Source organism: Actinophytocola gossypii (assembly GCF_025165815.1).
GTDB classification, from domain to species: domain Bacteria; phylum Actinomycetota; class Actinomycetes; order Mycobacteriales; family Pseudonocardiaceae; genus Actinophytocola; species Actinophytocola gossypii.
The window spans coordinates 403104-417546 of record NZ_JAFFZE010000016.1 but is presented as its reverse complement, the minus strand read 5'-3'; the positions used below and the strand labels follow the sequence as shown (position 1 = coordinate 417546).

Below are 14443 nucleotides of genomic sequence, written 5' to 3'. Positions count from 1 at the left end.
GCTCCCTCCATCGCGTCGGGTCAGCCGGCCAGGCGGTCGTCGCGGGCGGCGACGGCGATGTCCGGGTTGTCGGTGAAGACGCCGTCCACACCGGCGGCGCGGAACGCGGCCAGCTCGGCGAACATGTCGCCGTACTCGGCCGGCACGTCCGAGGTGCGGAAGTCCGCCGGCAGGAACTGGTTCTCCGCGCGGAACGTGTACGGGTGCACCTCGAGCCCGGCCCGGTGCGCGTCCCGGACCAGCGACGTCGGCTCGGTCAGGAAGCCGGCCTCGTCGCGCGGGATGACCTGGTCCTTCGCCGGGCCGAGGCCGTCGGCGTACCGGGACACCCAGCGCAGCCCGGACCGGGTCACCAGGTCGGCGTAGGTGCGCGGGTCACCGGTGGCGACGAAGTCGTACGGCGCGCCGGAGGCCGAGGTCAGCTGCACCAGCGGCACCCGCAGCCTGCTGTCCAGCCACCGCAGGTTCGACACCTCGAACGACTGCACGTACACCTCGGCGCCGCGCCGGTTGAGCCCGTTGCGGTTGAGCACCTCGACGACCTTCGGCTCCAGCGCCTTGCCCTGCTCGCGGAAGTACGTGGGGTGCTTGGTCTCCGCGTAGATGCCGATGTCGCGGCGCAGCTCCCTGGACAGCCGCTTCGCCAGGTCGATGACCTCCTGGAACGTCGGCACCTGGTACCGGCCGTCGTAGATCGTGTTGCGCTGGCGGACGTCCGGGATCCGCTCCACGGCGCGCAGCGTACGCAGCTCGGCGAGCGTGAAGTCCTCGGTGAACCAGCCGGTGACCGCCTGGCCGTCCAGGTTCTTGGTGGTCTTGCGGTCGGCGAACTCCGGGTGGTCGGCGACGTCGGTGGTGCCGCCGATCTCCGGCTCGTGCCGGGCGACGAGCACACCGTCCTTCGTGGTCACCAGGTCGGGCTCGATGTAGTCGGCACCCATCCGCGCGGCCAGCTCGTAGGAGGCCAGCGTGTGCTCCGGCCGGTAGCCGGACGCGCCGCGGTGGCCGACGACCAGGAAGTCGTCGTGGTGGACCGAAGGCCGGTCGGTGGCCGGCCGGTCCGCGCTCGCCGGCGCCGCGCCGACCAGGGTGAGCACGGCCGCCGCGGCGACGGTCATGCGCAGGAACGTCGAACTCACAGGGCTCCTCCTCGTTCGAAAGGGCCCCAGCATCGTGCTCGATGCCGGCAAACGAGGCACAGACCGCGTGGTAACGGACGGATAACGCATCTGATCACTTCTGTTGGTGCTGTTGTCACCGGTAAGTTGCCGTGGGTGACGAGCTCAACGCAGCGCACCGACGTCGTCGCCGAGCCGCGCGACCAGGTCGGGGAGCACGACGAGGAGCGCCCGGCGCGGCGGCTGTCGGGCCGCTGGGAGCTGTTCGTGTGGGCCGCGGCGATCGCGGTCGCGTTGCTGGTGCTCAAGCAGGTCTTCCTGCCGTTCTCCCAGGGCAACCAGTTCTACCTGGTGGTCTTCCTCGGACTGACCCTGCCGCTGGTGTTCCTGTCCTACCGCCCGCGCGGCCGGCCGAAGGATCCGGACAACCCGGGCCCGCTGGACTGGGCGTTCGCCGCCGCCGCGCTGCTCGTCGGGCTCTACCCGGTGCTGCCGCTGGCGATCGGCGACTTCGGCGGCGGCTACGACGCCTTCCTGGACCGGCAGGGCGTGCTGTCCACACCGGACATCCTGGCCGGCGCGCTGCTGCTGGTGCTCGTGCTGGAGGCCACCCGGCGCACCACCGGGCTGGTGCTTCCCGTGGTGTGCCTGGTGTTCCTCGCGTTCTCGTACTACGGCGGGTACCTGCCGCCGGAGTGGGACATCTCGCACGCCGGGGTCGACTTCGGCCAGATCGTCAACGCGCTCTACAACGACCAGAGCGGCTTCTACGGCATCCCGCTGGACGTGGCGGCCACCTACATCGTGCTGTTCACCATCTACGGCGCGGTGCTCGCGTCCTCCGGGGCCGGCACGTTCTTCGTGGACCTGAGCTTCGCGCTGTTCCGCCGCTCCCGCACCGCACCCGGCCGCACCGCCGCGATGTCCGGGTTCCTGCTCGGCACGGTGTCCGGTTCCGGCACCGCGACGACGGTGAGCCTCGGCGCGATCACCTGGCCGGTGCTGCGCGAGGCCGGCTACCCGAAGGAACGCGCGGGCGGCCTGCTCGCCGCGTCCGGCATCGGCGCGATCATGTCGCCGCCGACGATGGGCGCGGCGGCGTTCATCATCGCCGAGTACCTGGAGACCGACTACCTGACGGTGCTGGTGTGGGCGATCGTGCCGACGCTGCTGTACTACCTCGGCATCGGGTTCGCGGTGGAGGCGGACGCGCGGCGGTTCGGCGCGAAGCGGGTGGACGTCGACACCCAGCCGGTGGGCAAGCTGCTGCTCCAGGGCGGGTACCACTTCCTGTCGCTGGGGATCATCGTGGTGTTCCTGGCGATCGACATCCCACCGTTCACCGCCGTCGTCTACGCCACCGGGGTGGCGGCGCTGTTCGCGCTCGCCGCCCGGCTGCTCGCCGCCCGCCGCGAGGGATCGGGGTGGGGTGCCGGCCTGCTCGGCTGGGTGCGGGCGGTCGCGGACTCGCTGGCGGTGGGCATCCGCGGCGCGCTCCCGGTGATCGCGGTCTGCGCCGCGGCCGGCGTGATCACCTCGACGATCACCAAGACCGGCCTCGGCCAGGAGTTGGCCGCGGCGCTGGTGGACGCCGCCCGGGCGCTGGCCGACAACCCGACGGTGATCCTGACCCTGACCGTGGTGTTCGCGGCCGTCGCGGTCGGCGTGCTGGGGCTGGCGGTGCCGGTGACGGCGTCGTTCATCATCGCCTGGGTGGTGCTCGGCCCGGCGCTCGCGGACCTCGGCGTCGCCGCGCCCGAGGTGGCGATGTTCATCTTCTACTACGCCGTGCTGTCGGAGGTGACGCCGCCGACCGCGCTCGCCTCGGTCGCCGCGGCCGCGATCACCGGCGGCTCGGTGATCAGGACGATGTGGCAGACGTGGAAGTACACGCTGCCCGCGTTCCTGGTGCCGATCGCGTTCGTGTTGACCGACAACGGGTCCGCGCTGCTGCTGCAGCGGCCGGCGGGGACCGTGCTGTGGGTGTTCGCGGTGTCCGCGCTCGGCGTCGCTGCGCTGGCGGTGGCGACCGGCGCGTGGCTGTTCGGCCCGGCGCGCTGGCCGGAGCGGGTGTTGTGCGCGGCCGGCGCGGTGCTGCTGCTCTACCTGCAGCCCCTGTCGATCGCGATCGGCGCCGGGTGTGTGGTCGTCGCGGTCGTGGTGCACCTGGCCACCCGCGAGAGGGAACCCGTTACAGACCAAGGAGCGTGACCATGCGATCACCGATGATCGTCGCCGGAACCCTCGCCGTGGCCCTGCTCGCGGCCGGCTGCGGCGGCAAGCAGGAACGCGAGCCGGCCGGCGGAGGTGAAGCGGGCGCCTGCGAGGCGACCCAGGGCCGGATCACCATCGCCACCGGCAACACCGGCGGCGTGTACTACACCCTCGGCGGTGGTCTGGCCCAGCTGATCAGCGACAACACCGACCTGAACGCCGGTGCGGCGGAGACCGGCGCGTCGGTGCAGAACATCCAGCAACTGGTGGCCGGCGACTACGACATCGCGTTCTCCCTCGCCGACACCGCGGCCGACGCGGTCGAGGGCAAGGGCACGTTCGACGGCGAGCCCCAGGACATCGCGGCGCTGGCCAGGATCTACTCCAACTACACGCAGGTGGTGGTCCGCGCCGACGCCGGCATCGACTCGGTGGCCGACATGCGCGGCAAGCGGATCTCGACCGGTTCCCCCAAGTCCGGCACGGAGGTCATCGCCAACCGCCTGCTCGAGGCGGCCGGCCTGGACCCGGCGTCCGACGTCTCCGCCCAACGCCTGGCCCTGCGCCAGACCGTCGACCAGATGAAGTCCGGCCAGATCGACGGCTTCTTCTGGTCCGGCGGCATCCCCACCCCCGAGGTGACCGACCTGTTCACCTCCCGAGGCGACGACGTCAAGTTCGTGGACATCACCGACCTGCTCCCAAAGCTGCAGGAGATCAACCCGGTCTACGAGGAGGGCACCCTCCCCGCCGCCACCTACGACCTGCCGGCCGACGTGTCCACCATCGTCGTCCCGAACATGCTCCTGGTCCGCGCCGACTTCCTCGAGAACGACGCCTGCGCCATCACGAGCCTGATCTTCGACAAGAAGGCCGACCTGGTCCAGGTCCACCGCGCCGCCGAAGAACTCGACCGCACGACGGCGACCGAAACCGACCCCGTCCCCCTGCACCCCGGCTCCGAACAAGCCCTCACCGCCGAGAACTGACCCCCTCCCGGCCAGCCGCCGACGGTTGCCACAGGCAGTCGCCCACACGCGGTTGCCCCAAGGCCGCCGCCCACCAGCGGCCGCTCAGCGGCGCTCGTCCGCCGAGCAGTTGTCCACAGGGGGTTGCCCGCGCGGGCGGTTGTCCACAGGGAAGATCCACATCCGGTGGATCCGTCGGTGCCGGTCGGTAAGCTGGTGATCGGGGGCCGGAGGCCAACCCCGTGCCGCTGTCGCGCGTCCCCGACCAGGCATCTACGCTCCCTGTTCGTGCGTGTCCTGGTAATCGGCTCCGGCGCGCGTGAGCACGCCCTGGTGCTCGCGCTCTCCCACGACCCAGCGGTGGTCGCGCTCGCCTGCGCGCCCGGCAACGCCGGCATCGCCGCGCTCGCCGAGACCTACGGCGTCGACGTGACCGCGCCCTCCGCTGTGGCCGACCTCGCCGTCGAGTGGAAGGCCGACCTGGTCGTCGTCGGCCCTGAGGTCCCCCTGGTCGCCGGCGCCGCCGACGCGGTCCGCGCGGCCGGCATCGCCTGCTTCGGACCGTCCGCGGCGGCGGCCCGGATCGAGGGCTCGAAGGCGTTCGCCAAGGACGTGATGGTCGCCGCCGGGGTGCCGACCGCGCACAGCGAGATCGTCGACAACCCGGCGAAGCTCGACGCCGCCCTCCGCCGCTTCGGCCCCACCTGGGTGGTCAAGGACGACGGTCTGGCCGCCGGCAAGGGCGTCGCCGTCACCACCGACCTCGCCGTCGCCCGCGCGCACGCCATGACCCTGCTCGACGGCGGCCACCCGGTCCTGCTCGAGACCTACCTCGACGGGCCGGAGGCGTCGCTGTTCTGCCTGGTCGACGGCACCACGGTGGTCCCGCTGCTGCCCGCCCAGGACTTCAAGCGGGTCGGCGACAACGACGCCGGCCCCAACACCGGCGGCATGGGCGCCTACGCCCCGCTGCCGTGGGCACCCCCCGGCCTGGCCGACGAGGTGGTCGCGAAGATCGTCCAGCCGGTGGTCCGGGAGCTCGCCGCGCGGGACTGCGCGTTCACCGGCCTGCTCTACGCCGGTCTGGCGCTGACCGACAGCGGCCCGCAGGTGATCGAGTTCAACTGCCGCTTCGGCGACCCGGAGACCCAGTCGGTGCTGGCCCTGCTCCGCACCCCGCTGGCCGGTCTGCTGCACGCCACCGCCACCGGCACCCTGGCCGCCCACCCGCCCCTCGACTGGGCCGACGGCGCCGCCGTGACCGTGGTGATCGCCGCCGAGGGCTACCCCGGCTACCCCCGCTCCGGCGACGTCATCACCGGCTCCGACGCCGACGGCGTCCTGCACGCCGGCACCCGCCGCCGCGACGACGGCGCGATCGTCTCGGCCGGCGGCCGGGTCCTGTCGGTGGTCGGTCAGGCCGACACCCTCGCCGCCGCCCGCGCCGAGGCGTACCGCAAGGTGGCGGCCGTGCACCTGCCCGGCTCCCACCACCGCACCGACATCGCCGAACGCGCCACCGCCACCCCCTGAACTTGGTAGCCTGCGAAGCGGGACCGCTCAGTTACAACACGTGGGGAGCGATCGGGGATGCACATCGTTGGCGACTACGGCCGTGGCATCAACGAGGCGTTCTGGCAGGTCGACCAGGCCACCAGAGCCGTCAGCTCCGGCACCTTCACCGTGAACCAGGACAACGTCCTTGCCGCGGCGAGGATCATCGAAGCGCAGGCCGATGTTCTGCGAAGGCTGTGGTTGAACACCAGGGACGACCTGCGTATCGAACCTCCGGGCAACGATGACGTCAGCACTCGCATCGCACTGGCCTGGAACGACCGGCTCGTCGATGACGACGACTCCTATGCCGAGCGGATCAGTGCCTACGTCGTCGGCCTGCGGAAACTCGCCGTCCAGCTGGGCGACACCGCCAAGGCTTACGGCTACACCGAGGACCAGATCGAGGCCGCGTTCAGGGGACAGGGTGCGTAGGGCTTTCCTGCTCGCGGCGGCTGGACTGTTGACCATCGCAATCGCCGGTGCGTGCACCGACAGCACAGTCGGCCAGGCGACACCTGGCGGCGCCGGATCGACCGAAACCAGTCCGCCGGAAGGCGGGGGCTCGGACGAGTCAAGCGGCAGCGCGTCCCCCACGGTCGAGATTCCCGCACGCCCACAGGATCTGAGCCTGGAAGGCGTTGATCCGTGTGCGTTGCTCACCCAGGCACAACTGACCCAGCTCGCTGGTCAGATGGGATTCGACGAACCGCCCGTGCCGGACACCCGGGAAACGGCCGGCGTTTCCATGCCTGCCTGTTTGGTCGGGCAGTCGGCTGAGCCCTTCAACGCCTTCCAGCTCAGCTTGGTCACGAACGAGGGCATCGACGTGTGGCTTGCCGGAGATCGGAATGTCGATGCGTGGTTGGTCTCCATCGCCGGTTACCCGGCAGTGAACTACAAGCTGATGGGGACCGAGGACGAGGAGTGCGTGACCTCGGTCGGTGTCGCTGAAGGTCAGCAGTTGACGGTCGATCTTCCGACTCTCGTCGACACGGACTACCGCAAGCTGTGCGAGATCACCGAGAGCGTCGCCACCATGGCGACCGAGACGCTGAAGACGTTGAGGTGAGGGAATCATGAACGGCGACCACGGACTCAGCGACCTGCGTTTCGAGGGCTACTCCAACGAAGAACTCGCCCGCCAGGTGGAGGGCCTGCGCGAAGGCTCCGGCTCGAGCACGCTGCACAACGCCGTCGGCGCGCTGGTGAGCCTTGCCAACGGGCTGGCCGACACCGACCAGACCCTCCGCGAACAGCTCCGCGAGATCGGCGTCACCTGGGAAGGCGAGGCCTCCGAGGGCGGCACCGAGGCCACCGAGAACGCCTCCATCTACGCCGAGCACGCCACCGAGCCCGTCACCGACTCCGCGATGGGTGTCGACAGCCAGGGCGCCACCTTCGCCAACACCCGCAACTCCGCCCCCGACTCGGCCACCCTCCGCGGCCCCAGCGAGGAGAACGTCGTCGACCGCGTCGCCGGCTTCTTCGGGCACACCACCGATCACGCCAAGGAGGTCCGGGCCACCAACGAGGCTCGCGACCGCGCGGTCGACGGCCTGAACGGCTACCGCTCCAGCAGCTCCGACGCACTCAACCGGTCCCGCGCCCTTCCCGTCCCGCCCGGCATGAACCTCGTCGCCCGGCCGGTCGAGCAGCCCACCGGGTCCACCAGCGTCTCCAGCTTCGCCCCCGACGGCGGCCTCACCCCCAGCGGCGCTGGCCAGTACCCGACGCCCGGCAGCGGCCCCGGCCCGATCGGCAGCGGCCCGGCCAACGGATCCGGCCCGCTCCCGCCCACCGCCGGCGGCCCGCCGCCCACCAACGTCGGCCCGCCCGGGCAGCGGTTCGGTGTCGGCACGCCACCACCCGGCGGGCTGCCGGTGGCCCCCGGTGGAGCACCCCCGCCGCTGCGCCCGTTGCTCAACCCGATGCTCATGGCCGAGGGCGCCGCGATGATGAGCGCCGGCGGCGCGGGTGGCGCGGGCGCGGCGGCCGAGCGGGACCGCGTGGTCCGCGGCGGCGCGGGCACCGGCGGTGCCGCCGGCAAGGCACCCCGCGGCGGCGTGCCGATCGGCGCCGCCCCCGACGACGAGGCGCGGGCCGCGCGCAACGCGGAGCGGTTCGGCGCCAGGACCGGCCGCCCCGGCTCCTCCATCATGCAGCCGGCCGCGGCCGGCGGGCGGACCGCCGACGGCGAGGAGGACCAGGAGCACGTGCGCCGCTACGGCATCGACTCGGGCGACGTGTTCGACGACGACCGGGTGGTCGCGCCGGAGTCCATCGGCGACGAGCCGGATGACGACTAGCGACACCGTCCGGCTCACCGCGCTCGAGTTCGACGTCATCTGGGAACGCGAACGCCTGCCGCGCCGGCACGAGGCGCTCGGCCTGCCGAGTCCCGGCCGCACGCACACCGAGCGCGCCCAGCTCGTCGCCGAAGCCCTCGCCGGGCTCACTGCCCGCGGGCTGGCCGACGGCGAGCGCGCCGACGCCGAGCTCGTCGACCAGCTCAACCTGCTCGCCCGCCCACAGGTCTGCCTGGACAGCTGGGTGTGGAGCGACCGGGAGATCCGCGCGCTCACCGTCGTCGCCGGCAACCAGGCGCTGCTCGCGGTCGTCGACTCCGGCGAGGTCTGGCTGATCCCGGCCCGCGACACCGCGATCGCCGAGGCCGCCGTCTCCGTCTGCGGCGAGGCGCCGGCCGGGCCGGGGCGGTCGGTGAGCGTGCCGACCGACCTGCTCACCGCCGCCGACGCCGACGCGCGGGGCGACAGCCGGCTCCTCGCCTCCGCGCTCATCGACAGCGGGGTCAGCGGCTCGGACGCCAAGACGCTCGCCGGCATGGTCGACGGCATCGGGCTGCGCGGGCAGTTCGGCGCCAACCGGGTGCAGCGCGACGGGCGGATGGTCCGCGCCGACCGCGTCGTCGCCTTCCACGACACCCACCACGGCCGCTACGCCCACCTGGCCAAACCCAACAACGACGGCCGCCGCTGGAGCACCGTCACCCCGGCCGACAACCGGCGGCTCGCGATGCTGGTCGAGGAACTGCTCGACGAGGTCTGAGGGTATTTCCCCGATGTCCTGGCCCCGATCACCTGGCACACTCGAAGTATGTTGCTGAAGATCCTCGGCGCCATCGTGGTCATCTGGGTGGCCTTCGCGGTGCTCGGAGTCGTGTTCAAGGTGCTCGGCACGCTGCTGATCGTCGGTGCCGTGATCACCGTCGGCGCGATCGGTTACGCGGCGGTGAAGGGCGCGTCACAACGCAAGCAGATCCGCTGAGAACCCGCACAATGTCCGGGTGACCGAACTCGAACCCCGATTACCGGCATGGCTGGCCGCCGAGCCGGGCCTGCGCCGGTGGCGGCGGTGGACCGACTGGCCGCTGACCGCGCTGGCCGCGATCTTCCTCGCGCTCTACGCGGTCCAGGTGCTCCACGTGAGCGCGGACGAGAACACCAGGGCCATCGTCGAGGCCGGCATCTGGGTGATCTGGCTGGTCTTCGTCGCCGACTACGTGATCCGGTTCTGGCTGGCCAGGCGAAAGCTCAGGTTCGTCCTGCGCAACCCGTTCGACCTGCTCGTGGTCGTCCTGCCGATGCTGCGCCAGCTGCGCGCGCTGCGGGTGGTCACGATCATCACCCTGCTGAACCGGCGGCTCATCCACACCCTGCACCAGCGCGTCGCGGTGTACGCGAGCGGCGCGACGATCCTGGTCGGGCTGTGCGCGTCGCTCGCCGTGCTGGACGCGGAGCGCGACGCCCCGGACGCCACGATCACCACCTTCGGCGACGCCGCCTGGTGGACGCTCACCACGATCACGACGGTCGGTTACGGCGACCGCTACCCGGTCACCGGCGAGGGCCGGATCGTCGCGGCCACGCTCATGGTCGGCGGGATCGCGCTGCTCGGTGTGGTCACCGGTCTGGTCGCGTCCTGGTTCGTGCGGATGCTCAAGGGCACGGAGGAGGCCGCCGCCGAGCGCGCCGAGCAGGCCGAGGACGTCCTGCTCGCCGAGATCGCCGAGCTGCGCGCGGAGATCCGGGCCATGGCCGACCACCTGGCCGAGCAGCGCCGCGACGACTGAGCCACGGCTAGCGCCAGCCGATCCCGCCGATCCGCTCCAGCACCTCGGCGACGTCGGCCGCGCTGACGTCCCGGTGCGTGATGAACCGGACCCGGTTCAGCATCGGCACCGCCAGCACGCCGACCCGGCGCAGCCGCTCCAGCGTCGCCCCGGCGTCGGGGGTCGAGGTGAGCACGATGTTCGTCTCCGGCGTGTCGACCTCCCAGCCCAGCTCGGCCAGCCCGGCCGCCAGGGTCGCCGCGTTCGCGTGGTCGGAGGCCAGCGACGTGATCCGGTCCAGCGCGACCAGCCCGGCGGCCGCCAGCACCCCGCCCTGCCGCACGCCGCCGCCCAGCATCTTCCGCACCCGCCTGGCCTCCTCGACGAACCCCGCCGAGCCCGCGACCAGCGACCCCACCGGCGCGCCGAGACCCTTGCTGAGGCACACCTGGACGGTGTCCACGCCGACCGTCAACGCCGCCGGCGGCACCTCGAGGGCCACCGAGGCGTGCCACAGCCGCGCGCCGTCCAGGTGCACGCGTAAGCCGACGTCGCGGGCGGTCGCCACCAGCTTGGCGTGCTCGTCCGGCGGCGTGACCACCCCGCCCGCCGCGTTGTGCGTGTTCTCCAGGCACAGCAGGGTGGTCCGCAGCGCGTAGTACGGCGCGTTCCCGCCCGCCGTGCGTACCGCCTCCACCGGAAGGTGACCCGGCCGGTCACCCCACTCGACCGGATCCGGCATCCCGCCGGACAGCCACGCGGCGGCACCCAGCTCGCTGTCGAGCACGTGCGCGCCGCGCGGCGCGAGGAACTTCTCCCCCCGGTTCAGGTGAATGGTGAGCGCGATCACGTTCCCCATCGACCCGCTCGGCACCCACAGCGCCGCGTCGACGCCGAGCAGGTCGGCCACCCGCTCCTCGAGCCGGCGCATCGTGGGGTCACGATCCAGCACGTCGTCGCCGACCTCGGCTCTGGCCATGGCGACCCGCATCGCCTCGTCGGGTTTGGTGACGGTGTCCGAGCGGAGATCGATGAGTCTCGTGTTTGTCACGATCCGATCACACCACATCCGGGTGCGGGCATCCCTACGGGCACCTCGCGCGTCCAACGAGTGACTCCGGAAGGGGGTGGGCCTACATCTCAGTCGGGACCCGTGCAACCGTTGACCCGTCCCGGTCCGTCCCCCATACGCAGAACGACGAGCGGAGAGAGTCCGCGTGGAACAACGCGACGAGGAGGACTTCGCGGAGTACTTCGCGGCACGGCGCGACGCCGTGCGGCGGTCCGCGTACCTGCTGTGCGGTGACTGGCACCGCGCGGACGACCTCGCGCAGACCGCGTTCGTCGCGCTGCACCGGAGATGGCGCAAGATCCGGGACCGTGGGGCCCTGGACGCCTACGTCCGCCGGACGCTGGTGCGCGCGGTGATCGACGAGTCCCGACGCCCGTGGCGGCGGGAACGCGCGGTCGACGAGCTGCCCGAACGGGCACAGCCGGGCAGCGGCGTCGACACGACGGTCGCGAACCGGGCGGCGCTGCTCGACGGCCTGCGGCGGGTCCCGCCCCGGCAGCGGGCGGTGCTCGTGCTGCGGTTCCTCGAGGGACTGGACGTGTCGGCCACCGCGGCGGCGCTCAAGTGCTCCGAGGGCACCGTGAAGAGCCAGACCGCCCGAGGGCTCACCGCGCTGCGGGAGGCACTCGGGGACACCCTGGACGACCTGCGGTCGACCACCTGAGGAGGGAGGACGTCGATGGACGAGCGCAAGCTCACCGAGTTGCTGCGTGACGCGGTCGCCGACGCGCCGCCCCCCACGTTCGACCGGGACGACGTCGCCCGCGAGTCGGGCCGGCAGCTGCGCAGGCGGAACCGCGCGCTGACAGGTTCAGCCTTTGGTGTGGCGATCCTGGCGGGCATCGGTGCGCTAGGCGTGGCATTGTGGACAGGACCGGGCTCGATGGAGACGACCGGCGCGGAAAGTCCCGCGGCAGCGAGCGGTAACGAAAACGCTGCTCCATACGAGTTACCTGAAGAGGGAGGTCGCGGCGACGCGGAAACGCAGCGTGGCGACGATCAGAGCTCCTCTCCGGAGTCGCGGAAGCAGGGCCGCTCTTCGGATGAGGAAGCCGGGCCCATCGGGCCTGGCAGCACCCCTAGCGGGTGCGAACAGGCGGACCGGGAGCTCGCTGCTGCCCTCGCGGGCGAGCTCCCGGCCGCCGCCAACGTCGAGGCCGAGGACGGCCGCGTCGAGTGCGTCGACACCGCGACGAAGGTCACGTTCCAGGTGCCCGGCGGCACGGTCACCGGCTGGTTGGTCCCGCCAGGCGAGGTCGTCACCCTCGAACCGCCGCCCGGCTGGGAGGTCCGGCGGGCCAGCACCACCACCGCGGACGGTGACACGGTCATCGTGGCCAGCGCCGACCCCGCCGACAGCGTCGACCCGCCGTACGCCGACCAACTCGAGGAATGGGTCGAGCGGATCGCCCTGAAGTTCTGAGCGGCGCCGGCACCTGGCACGATCGTCGGAGATGACGGCCGCCAGCACACCGAAGGGCGAGCGTCGCCGGCAGGCACTCGTGGAGGCCGCGGCGGAGCTCCTGGTCGAGCGCGGGTTCGACGCCCTCCGCCACCGCGCGGTCGCCGAACGCGCCGACCTGCCGCTCGCCTCCACCACGTACTACTTCGACTCCCTCGACGACCTGGTCGCCGCCGCGGTCGAGCACCACGGCCGCGCCGAGCTGGTCCGCGGCGCCGCCCTGCTCGCCGAGCTGCCGACCCGGCCGCGCGGCGTCGACTCGGTCATCGACCTGGTGCTCGACCAGCTCCTCGGCCCACCCGCCGGCGACCGGGACGCCGAGCTGGTGCTGCTGCGCTACGAACGGCTGGTCGCCACCTTCCGCCGCCCCTACCTGCGGCCGCTGATGCTCGCCCTCGGCGAGGAGCTGCGCGGCCTGCTGCTCGAGGTCTTCACCCGGTCGGGGATGGAGGTCGACCGCCGCCGGCTGGAGCAGCTGATCGCGCTCGTCGACGGCGCCGTGGTGAACGCGCTGATCGGGATCGACCCGGACCCGCGCGCGGTCGCCCGCCGCATGCTGCACGAGTTCCTCGCGCCCTGAGTGCAACCCCGGCCCGCTCTCGGTCGTGGGTAACGGGTGCGAAGGGAGCCCCATGCGACAGACCGACGAGGAGAGCTTCCGCCGGTTCGCCACCCGCTACGCCGCGTCGCTGCGCCGCTCGGCGTTCCTGTTCTGCGGTGACTGGCACCTGGCGGAGGACCTCATGCAACAGACCCTCGTCAAGGTCTACCGCTCCTGGTCGCGCATCCAGCAGGACGAGAGCCTGGCCAACTACGGCCGCACGGTGCTCCTGCGCACCTGGCTGGACGAGAAACGCCGCCCGTGGCGCCGCTCCGAGCACACCGCCGAGGCCGTGCCGGACACCGCCGACGACCGGCACGACCCGGCCAACGGCGTGCACCGGATGTGGGTGCGCGACCTGGTGCACCGGGGCCTGCTGACGCTGCCGCCCCGCCAGCGCGCGGCGCTGGTGCTGCGCTACTTCGACGACCTGTCGGTGGCCGAGACCGCGGCGGTGCTCGGCTGCTCGGAGGGCACCGTGAAGAGCCAGACGGCCCGCGGCCTGGACACCCTGCGGGCCTCGGTCGCCCGGCTCTCGGCCGAGGAGTTGGGCCCGACCGCGGGGAGGGTCGTGACGTGACCGAGCAGGACGTTCGGGACGGACTGGCCAACGCGGTGGCCGGGGAGCCGCCGCTGCGTCTCGACCCGGACGCGCTGATGGCCACCGCGCGCCGCCAGGTCCGCCGCCGGGCGCTGGTGGCGGTGAGCCTGGCGACGGCGGCGGTCGCGGTCGCCGCGGTGACCCTGCCGGCCGCCATCGGCCCCCGCGACGACCTCGCCCCGGCCGCGCCCCCCGTGACCACCTCGACGACCACCGCACCGACCCCGCCGCCCTGGCCGCCGCCGGACGTCGAGCCCCGGGTGCACACCGCCGCCGAGCTGTACCGCCGAGGCGACCAGATGCGCGCGTTCCTCGGCGACGTCGCGCCCACCGTGCTGCCCGGCGCCACCGACGTCGAGGTCGCGCCGTTCGCCGGCGAGGCAGCGGGTGACGTCGACGACGGCCAGGGCTACCTGACCTCCTTCGCCCACTACACCCTCGACGGCAACCGCTTCGCGCTCGGCGTCAACGTCTACGCCCCCGGCGCGCACTCCGAGGGCCCCGACGAGGTGTGCGTCCCCGACCCGGACGGCTGCGAGACCCTCGACACCGAGCGCGGGGGCCAGGTGCTGGCCGTCGACGTGCGGACCGGGAGGGGCGACCCACCCATCACGATCCTGGCCGTCTACCACTTCCGCCGGGACGGTTCGGTGGTCTCGGTCGTCGGCTACGACTACGACCCCGCCGCCACCCTGCCCATGAGCACGCCACCCATGCCGGTGACCGCCGAGCAGCTCGCCCGGCTCGCCGTGGACCCGGCACTCGGCCTGTAGGCACCGCC

At 72.5% G+C, this 14443-nt stretch carries 16 protein-coding genes; 14 read left to right on the top strand and 2 right to left on the bottom strand.

All coding sequences use genetic code 11. The features are described from left to right. Positions 1-20: 20 nt before the first annotated feature. Positions 21-1118, bottom strand: coding sequence for a glycerophosphodiester phosphodiesterase (locus JT362_RS23260; RefSeq protein WP_260193840.1), 1098 nt, complete (start codon positions 1116-1118; stop codon positions 21-23). A 156-nt stretch (positions 1119-1274) separates the two neighbouring features. Here JT362_RS23260 and JT362_RS23255 point away from each other — a divergent pair, with 156 nt between their 5' ends. The 9 genes from JT362_RS23255 to JT362_RS23215 all read left to right on the top strand — a co-directional run bounded on the left by JT362_RS23255 (position 1275) and on the right by JT362_RS23215 (position 9947). Next, the gene (locus tag JT362_RS23255; RefSeq protein WP_260193763.1) at positions 1275-3329 is read left to right on the top strand and encodes a TRAP transporter permease; all 2055 of its coding nucleotides are present in this window, start codon (positions 1275-1277) and stop codon (positions 3327-3329) included. 2 nt (positions 3330-3331) lie between these two features. After that, the gene (locus JT362_RS23250) at positions 3332-4321 is read left to right on the top strand and encodes a TAXI family TRAP transporter solute-binding subunit (protein WP_260193762.1); all 990 of its coding nucleotides are present in this window, start codon (positions 3332-3334) and stop codon (positions 4319-4321) included. 267 nt (positions 4322-4588) lie between these two features. Next, positions 4589-5833: a phosphoribosylamine--glycine ligase gene (purD, locus tag JT362_RS23245; protein ID WP_260193761.1), complete on the top strand. Its 1245-nt coding sequence runs from the start codon at positions 4589-4591 to the stop codon at positions 5831-5833. 57 nt (positions 5834-5890) lie between these two features. Continuing rightward, a complete protein-coding gene (locus tag JT362_RS23240; protein WP_260193759.1) occupies positions 5891-6289 on the top strand; it encodes a hypothetical protein in 399 nt (132 codons plus the stop codon). 28 nt (positions 6290-6317) lie between these two features. Further along, positions 6318-6926 carry a DUF3558 domain-containing protein gene (locus JT362_RS23235; protein ID WP_260193757.1) on the top strand — a complete coding sequence of 203 codons (609 nt, stop codon included), beginning with the start codon at positions 6318-6320 and terminating at the stop codon, positions 6924-6926. A gap of 7 nt (positions 6927-6933) precedes the next feature. After that, a complete protein-coding gene (locus JT362_RS23230) occupies positions 6934-8163 on the top strand; it encodes a PPE domain-containing protein (RefSeq protein WP_260193755.1) in 1230 nt (409 codons plus the stop codon). Next, positions 8153-8923, top strand: a complete 771-nt coding sequence (locus JT362_RS23225) for an ESX secretion-associated protein EspG (protein ID WP_260193754.1) — start codon at positions 8153-8155, stop codon at positions 8921-8923. Before JT362_RS23230 ends, JT362_RS23225 begins: the two co-directional genes overlap by 11 nt. Positions 8924-8971: 48 nt before the next feature. Next, the gene (locus tag JT362_RS23220; RefSeq protein WP_260193753.1) at positions 8972-9142 is read left to right on the top strand and encodes a hypothetical protein; all 171 of its coding nucleotides are present in this window, start codon (positions 8972-8974) and stop codon (positions 9140-9142) included. A 19-nt stretch (positions 9143-9161) separates the two neighbouring features. After that, complete coding sequence (locus JT362_RS23215; protein ID WP_260193752.1) at positions 9162-9947, top strand: potassium channel family protein; 786 nt, start codon at positions 9162-9164, stop codon at positions 9945-9947. A gap of 7 nt (positions 9948-9954) precedes the next feature. On the opposite strand, the gene JT362_RS23210 is transcribed toward JT362_RS23215, so the two are convergent. Continuing rightward, positions 9955-10977 (bottom strand): threonine aldolase family protein, encoded by a 1023-nt coding sequence (locus tag JT362_RS23210; protein WP_260193751.1) that lies wholly within the window; start codon positions 10975-10977, stop codon positions 9955-9957. A gap of 166 nt (positions 10978-11143) precedes the next feature. Between JT362_RS23210 and JT362_RS23205 the strand changes: the two genes are divergently transcribed. Genes JT362_RS23205 through JT362_RS23185 form a run of 5 tightly spaced genes read left to right on the top strand, consistent with a single transcriptional unit; the run spans position 11144 to position 14435 of the window. Beyond that, a complete protein-coding gene (locus tag JT362_RS23205; protein WP_260193750.1) occupies positions 11144-11662 on the top strand; it encodes a SigE family RNA polymerase sigma factor in 519 nt (172 codons plus the stop codon). A gap of 15 nt (positions 11663-11677) precedes the next feature. Beyond that, the gene (locus JT362_RS23200) at positions 11678-12421 is read left to right on the top strand and encodes a hypothetical protein (protein WP_260193749.1); all 744 of its coding nucleotides are present in this window, start codon (positions 11678-11680) and stop codon (positions 12419-12421) included. A gap of 31 nt (positions 12422-12452) precedes the next feature. Further along, the gene (locus JT362_RS23195; protein ID WP_260193747.1) at positions 12453-13040 is read left to right on the top strand and encodes a TetR/AcrR family transcriptional regulator; all 588 of its coding nucleotides are present in this window, start codon (positions 12453-12455) and stop codon (positions 13038-13040) included. Between the two features lie 52 nt (positions 13041-13092). Beyond that, the gene (locus JT362_RS23190) at positions 13093-13641 is read left to right on the top strand and encodes an RNA polymerase sigma factor (protein ID WP_260193745.1); all 549 of its coding nucleotides are present in this window, start codon (positions 13093-13095) and stop codon (positions 13639-13641) included. Continuing rightward, complete coding sequence (locus tag JT362_RS23185) at positions 13638-14435, top strand: hypothetical protein (protein WP_260193743.1); 798 nt, start codon at positions 13638-13640, stop codon at positions 14433-14435. The genes JT362_RS23190 and JT362_RS23185 overlap by 4 nt, the downstream gene beginning before the upstream one ends. Positions 14436-14443 lie beyond the last annotated feature (8 nt).

What these genes read in the sequence shown, in the direction of transcription:
- JT362_RS23260 (WP_260193840.1), bottom strand. Translation starts at nt 1,118, where the DNA reads ATGACCGTCGCCGCGGCGGCCGTGCTCACCCTGGTCGGCGCGGCGCCG.
- JT362_RS23250 (WP_260193762.1), top strand. Translation starts at nt 3,332, where the DNA reads ATGCGATCACCGATGATCGTCGCCGGAACCCTCGCCGTGGCCCTGCTC.
- JT362_RS23240 (WP_260193759.1), top strand. Translation starts at nt 5,891, where the DNA reads ATGCACATCGTTGGCGACTACGGCCGTGGCATCAACGAGGCGTTCTGG.
- JT362_RS23230 (WP_260193755.1), top strand. Translation starts at nt 6,934, where the DNA reads ATGAACGGCGACCACGGACTCAGCGACCTGCGTTTCGAGGGCTACTCC.
- JT362_RS23225 (WP_260193754.1), top strand. Translation starts at nt 8,153, where the DNA reads ATGACGACTAGCGACACCGTCCGGCTCACCGCGCTCGAGTTCGACGTC.
- JT362_RS23220 (WP_260193753.1), top strand. Translation starts at nt 8,972, where the DNA reads ATGTTGCTGAAGATCCTCGGCGCCATCGTGGTCATCTGGGTGGCCTTC.
- JT362_RS23200 (WP_260193749.1), top strand. Translation starts at nt 11,678, where the DNA reads ATGGACGAGCGCAAGCTCACCGAGTTGCTGCGTGACGCGGTCGCCGAC.
- JT362_RS23195 (WP_260193747.1), top strand. Translation starts at nt 12,453, where the DNA reads ATGACGGCCGCCAGCACACCGAAGGGCGAGCGTCGCCGGCAGGCACTC.
- JT362_RS23190 (WP_260193745.1), top strand. Translation starts at nt 13,093, where the DNA reads ATGCGACAGACCGACGAGGAGAGCTTCCGCCGGTTCGCCACCCGCTAC.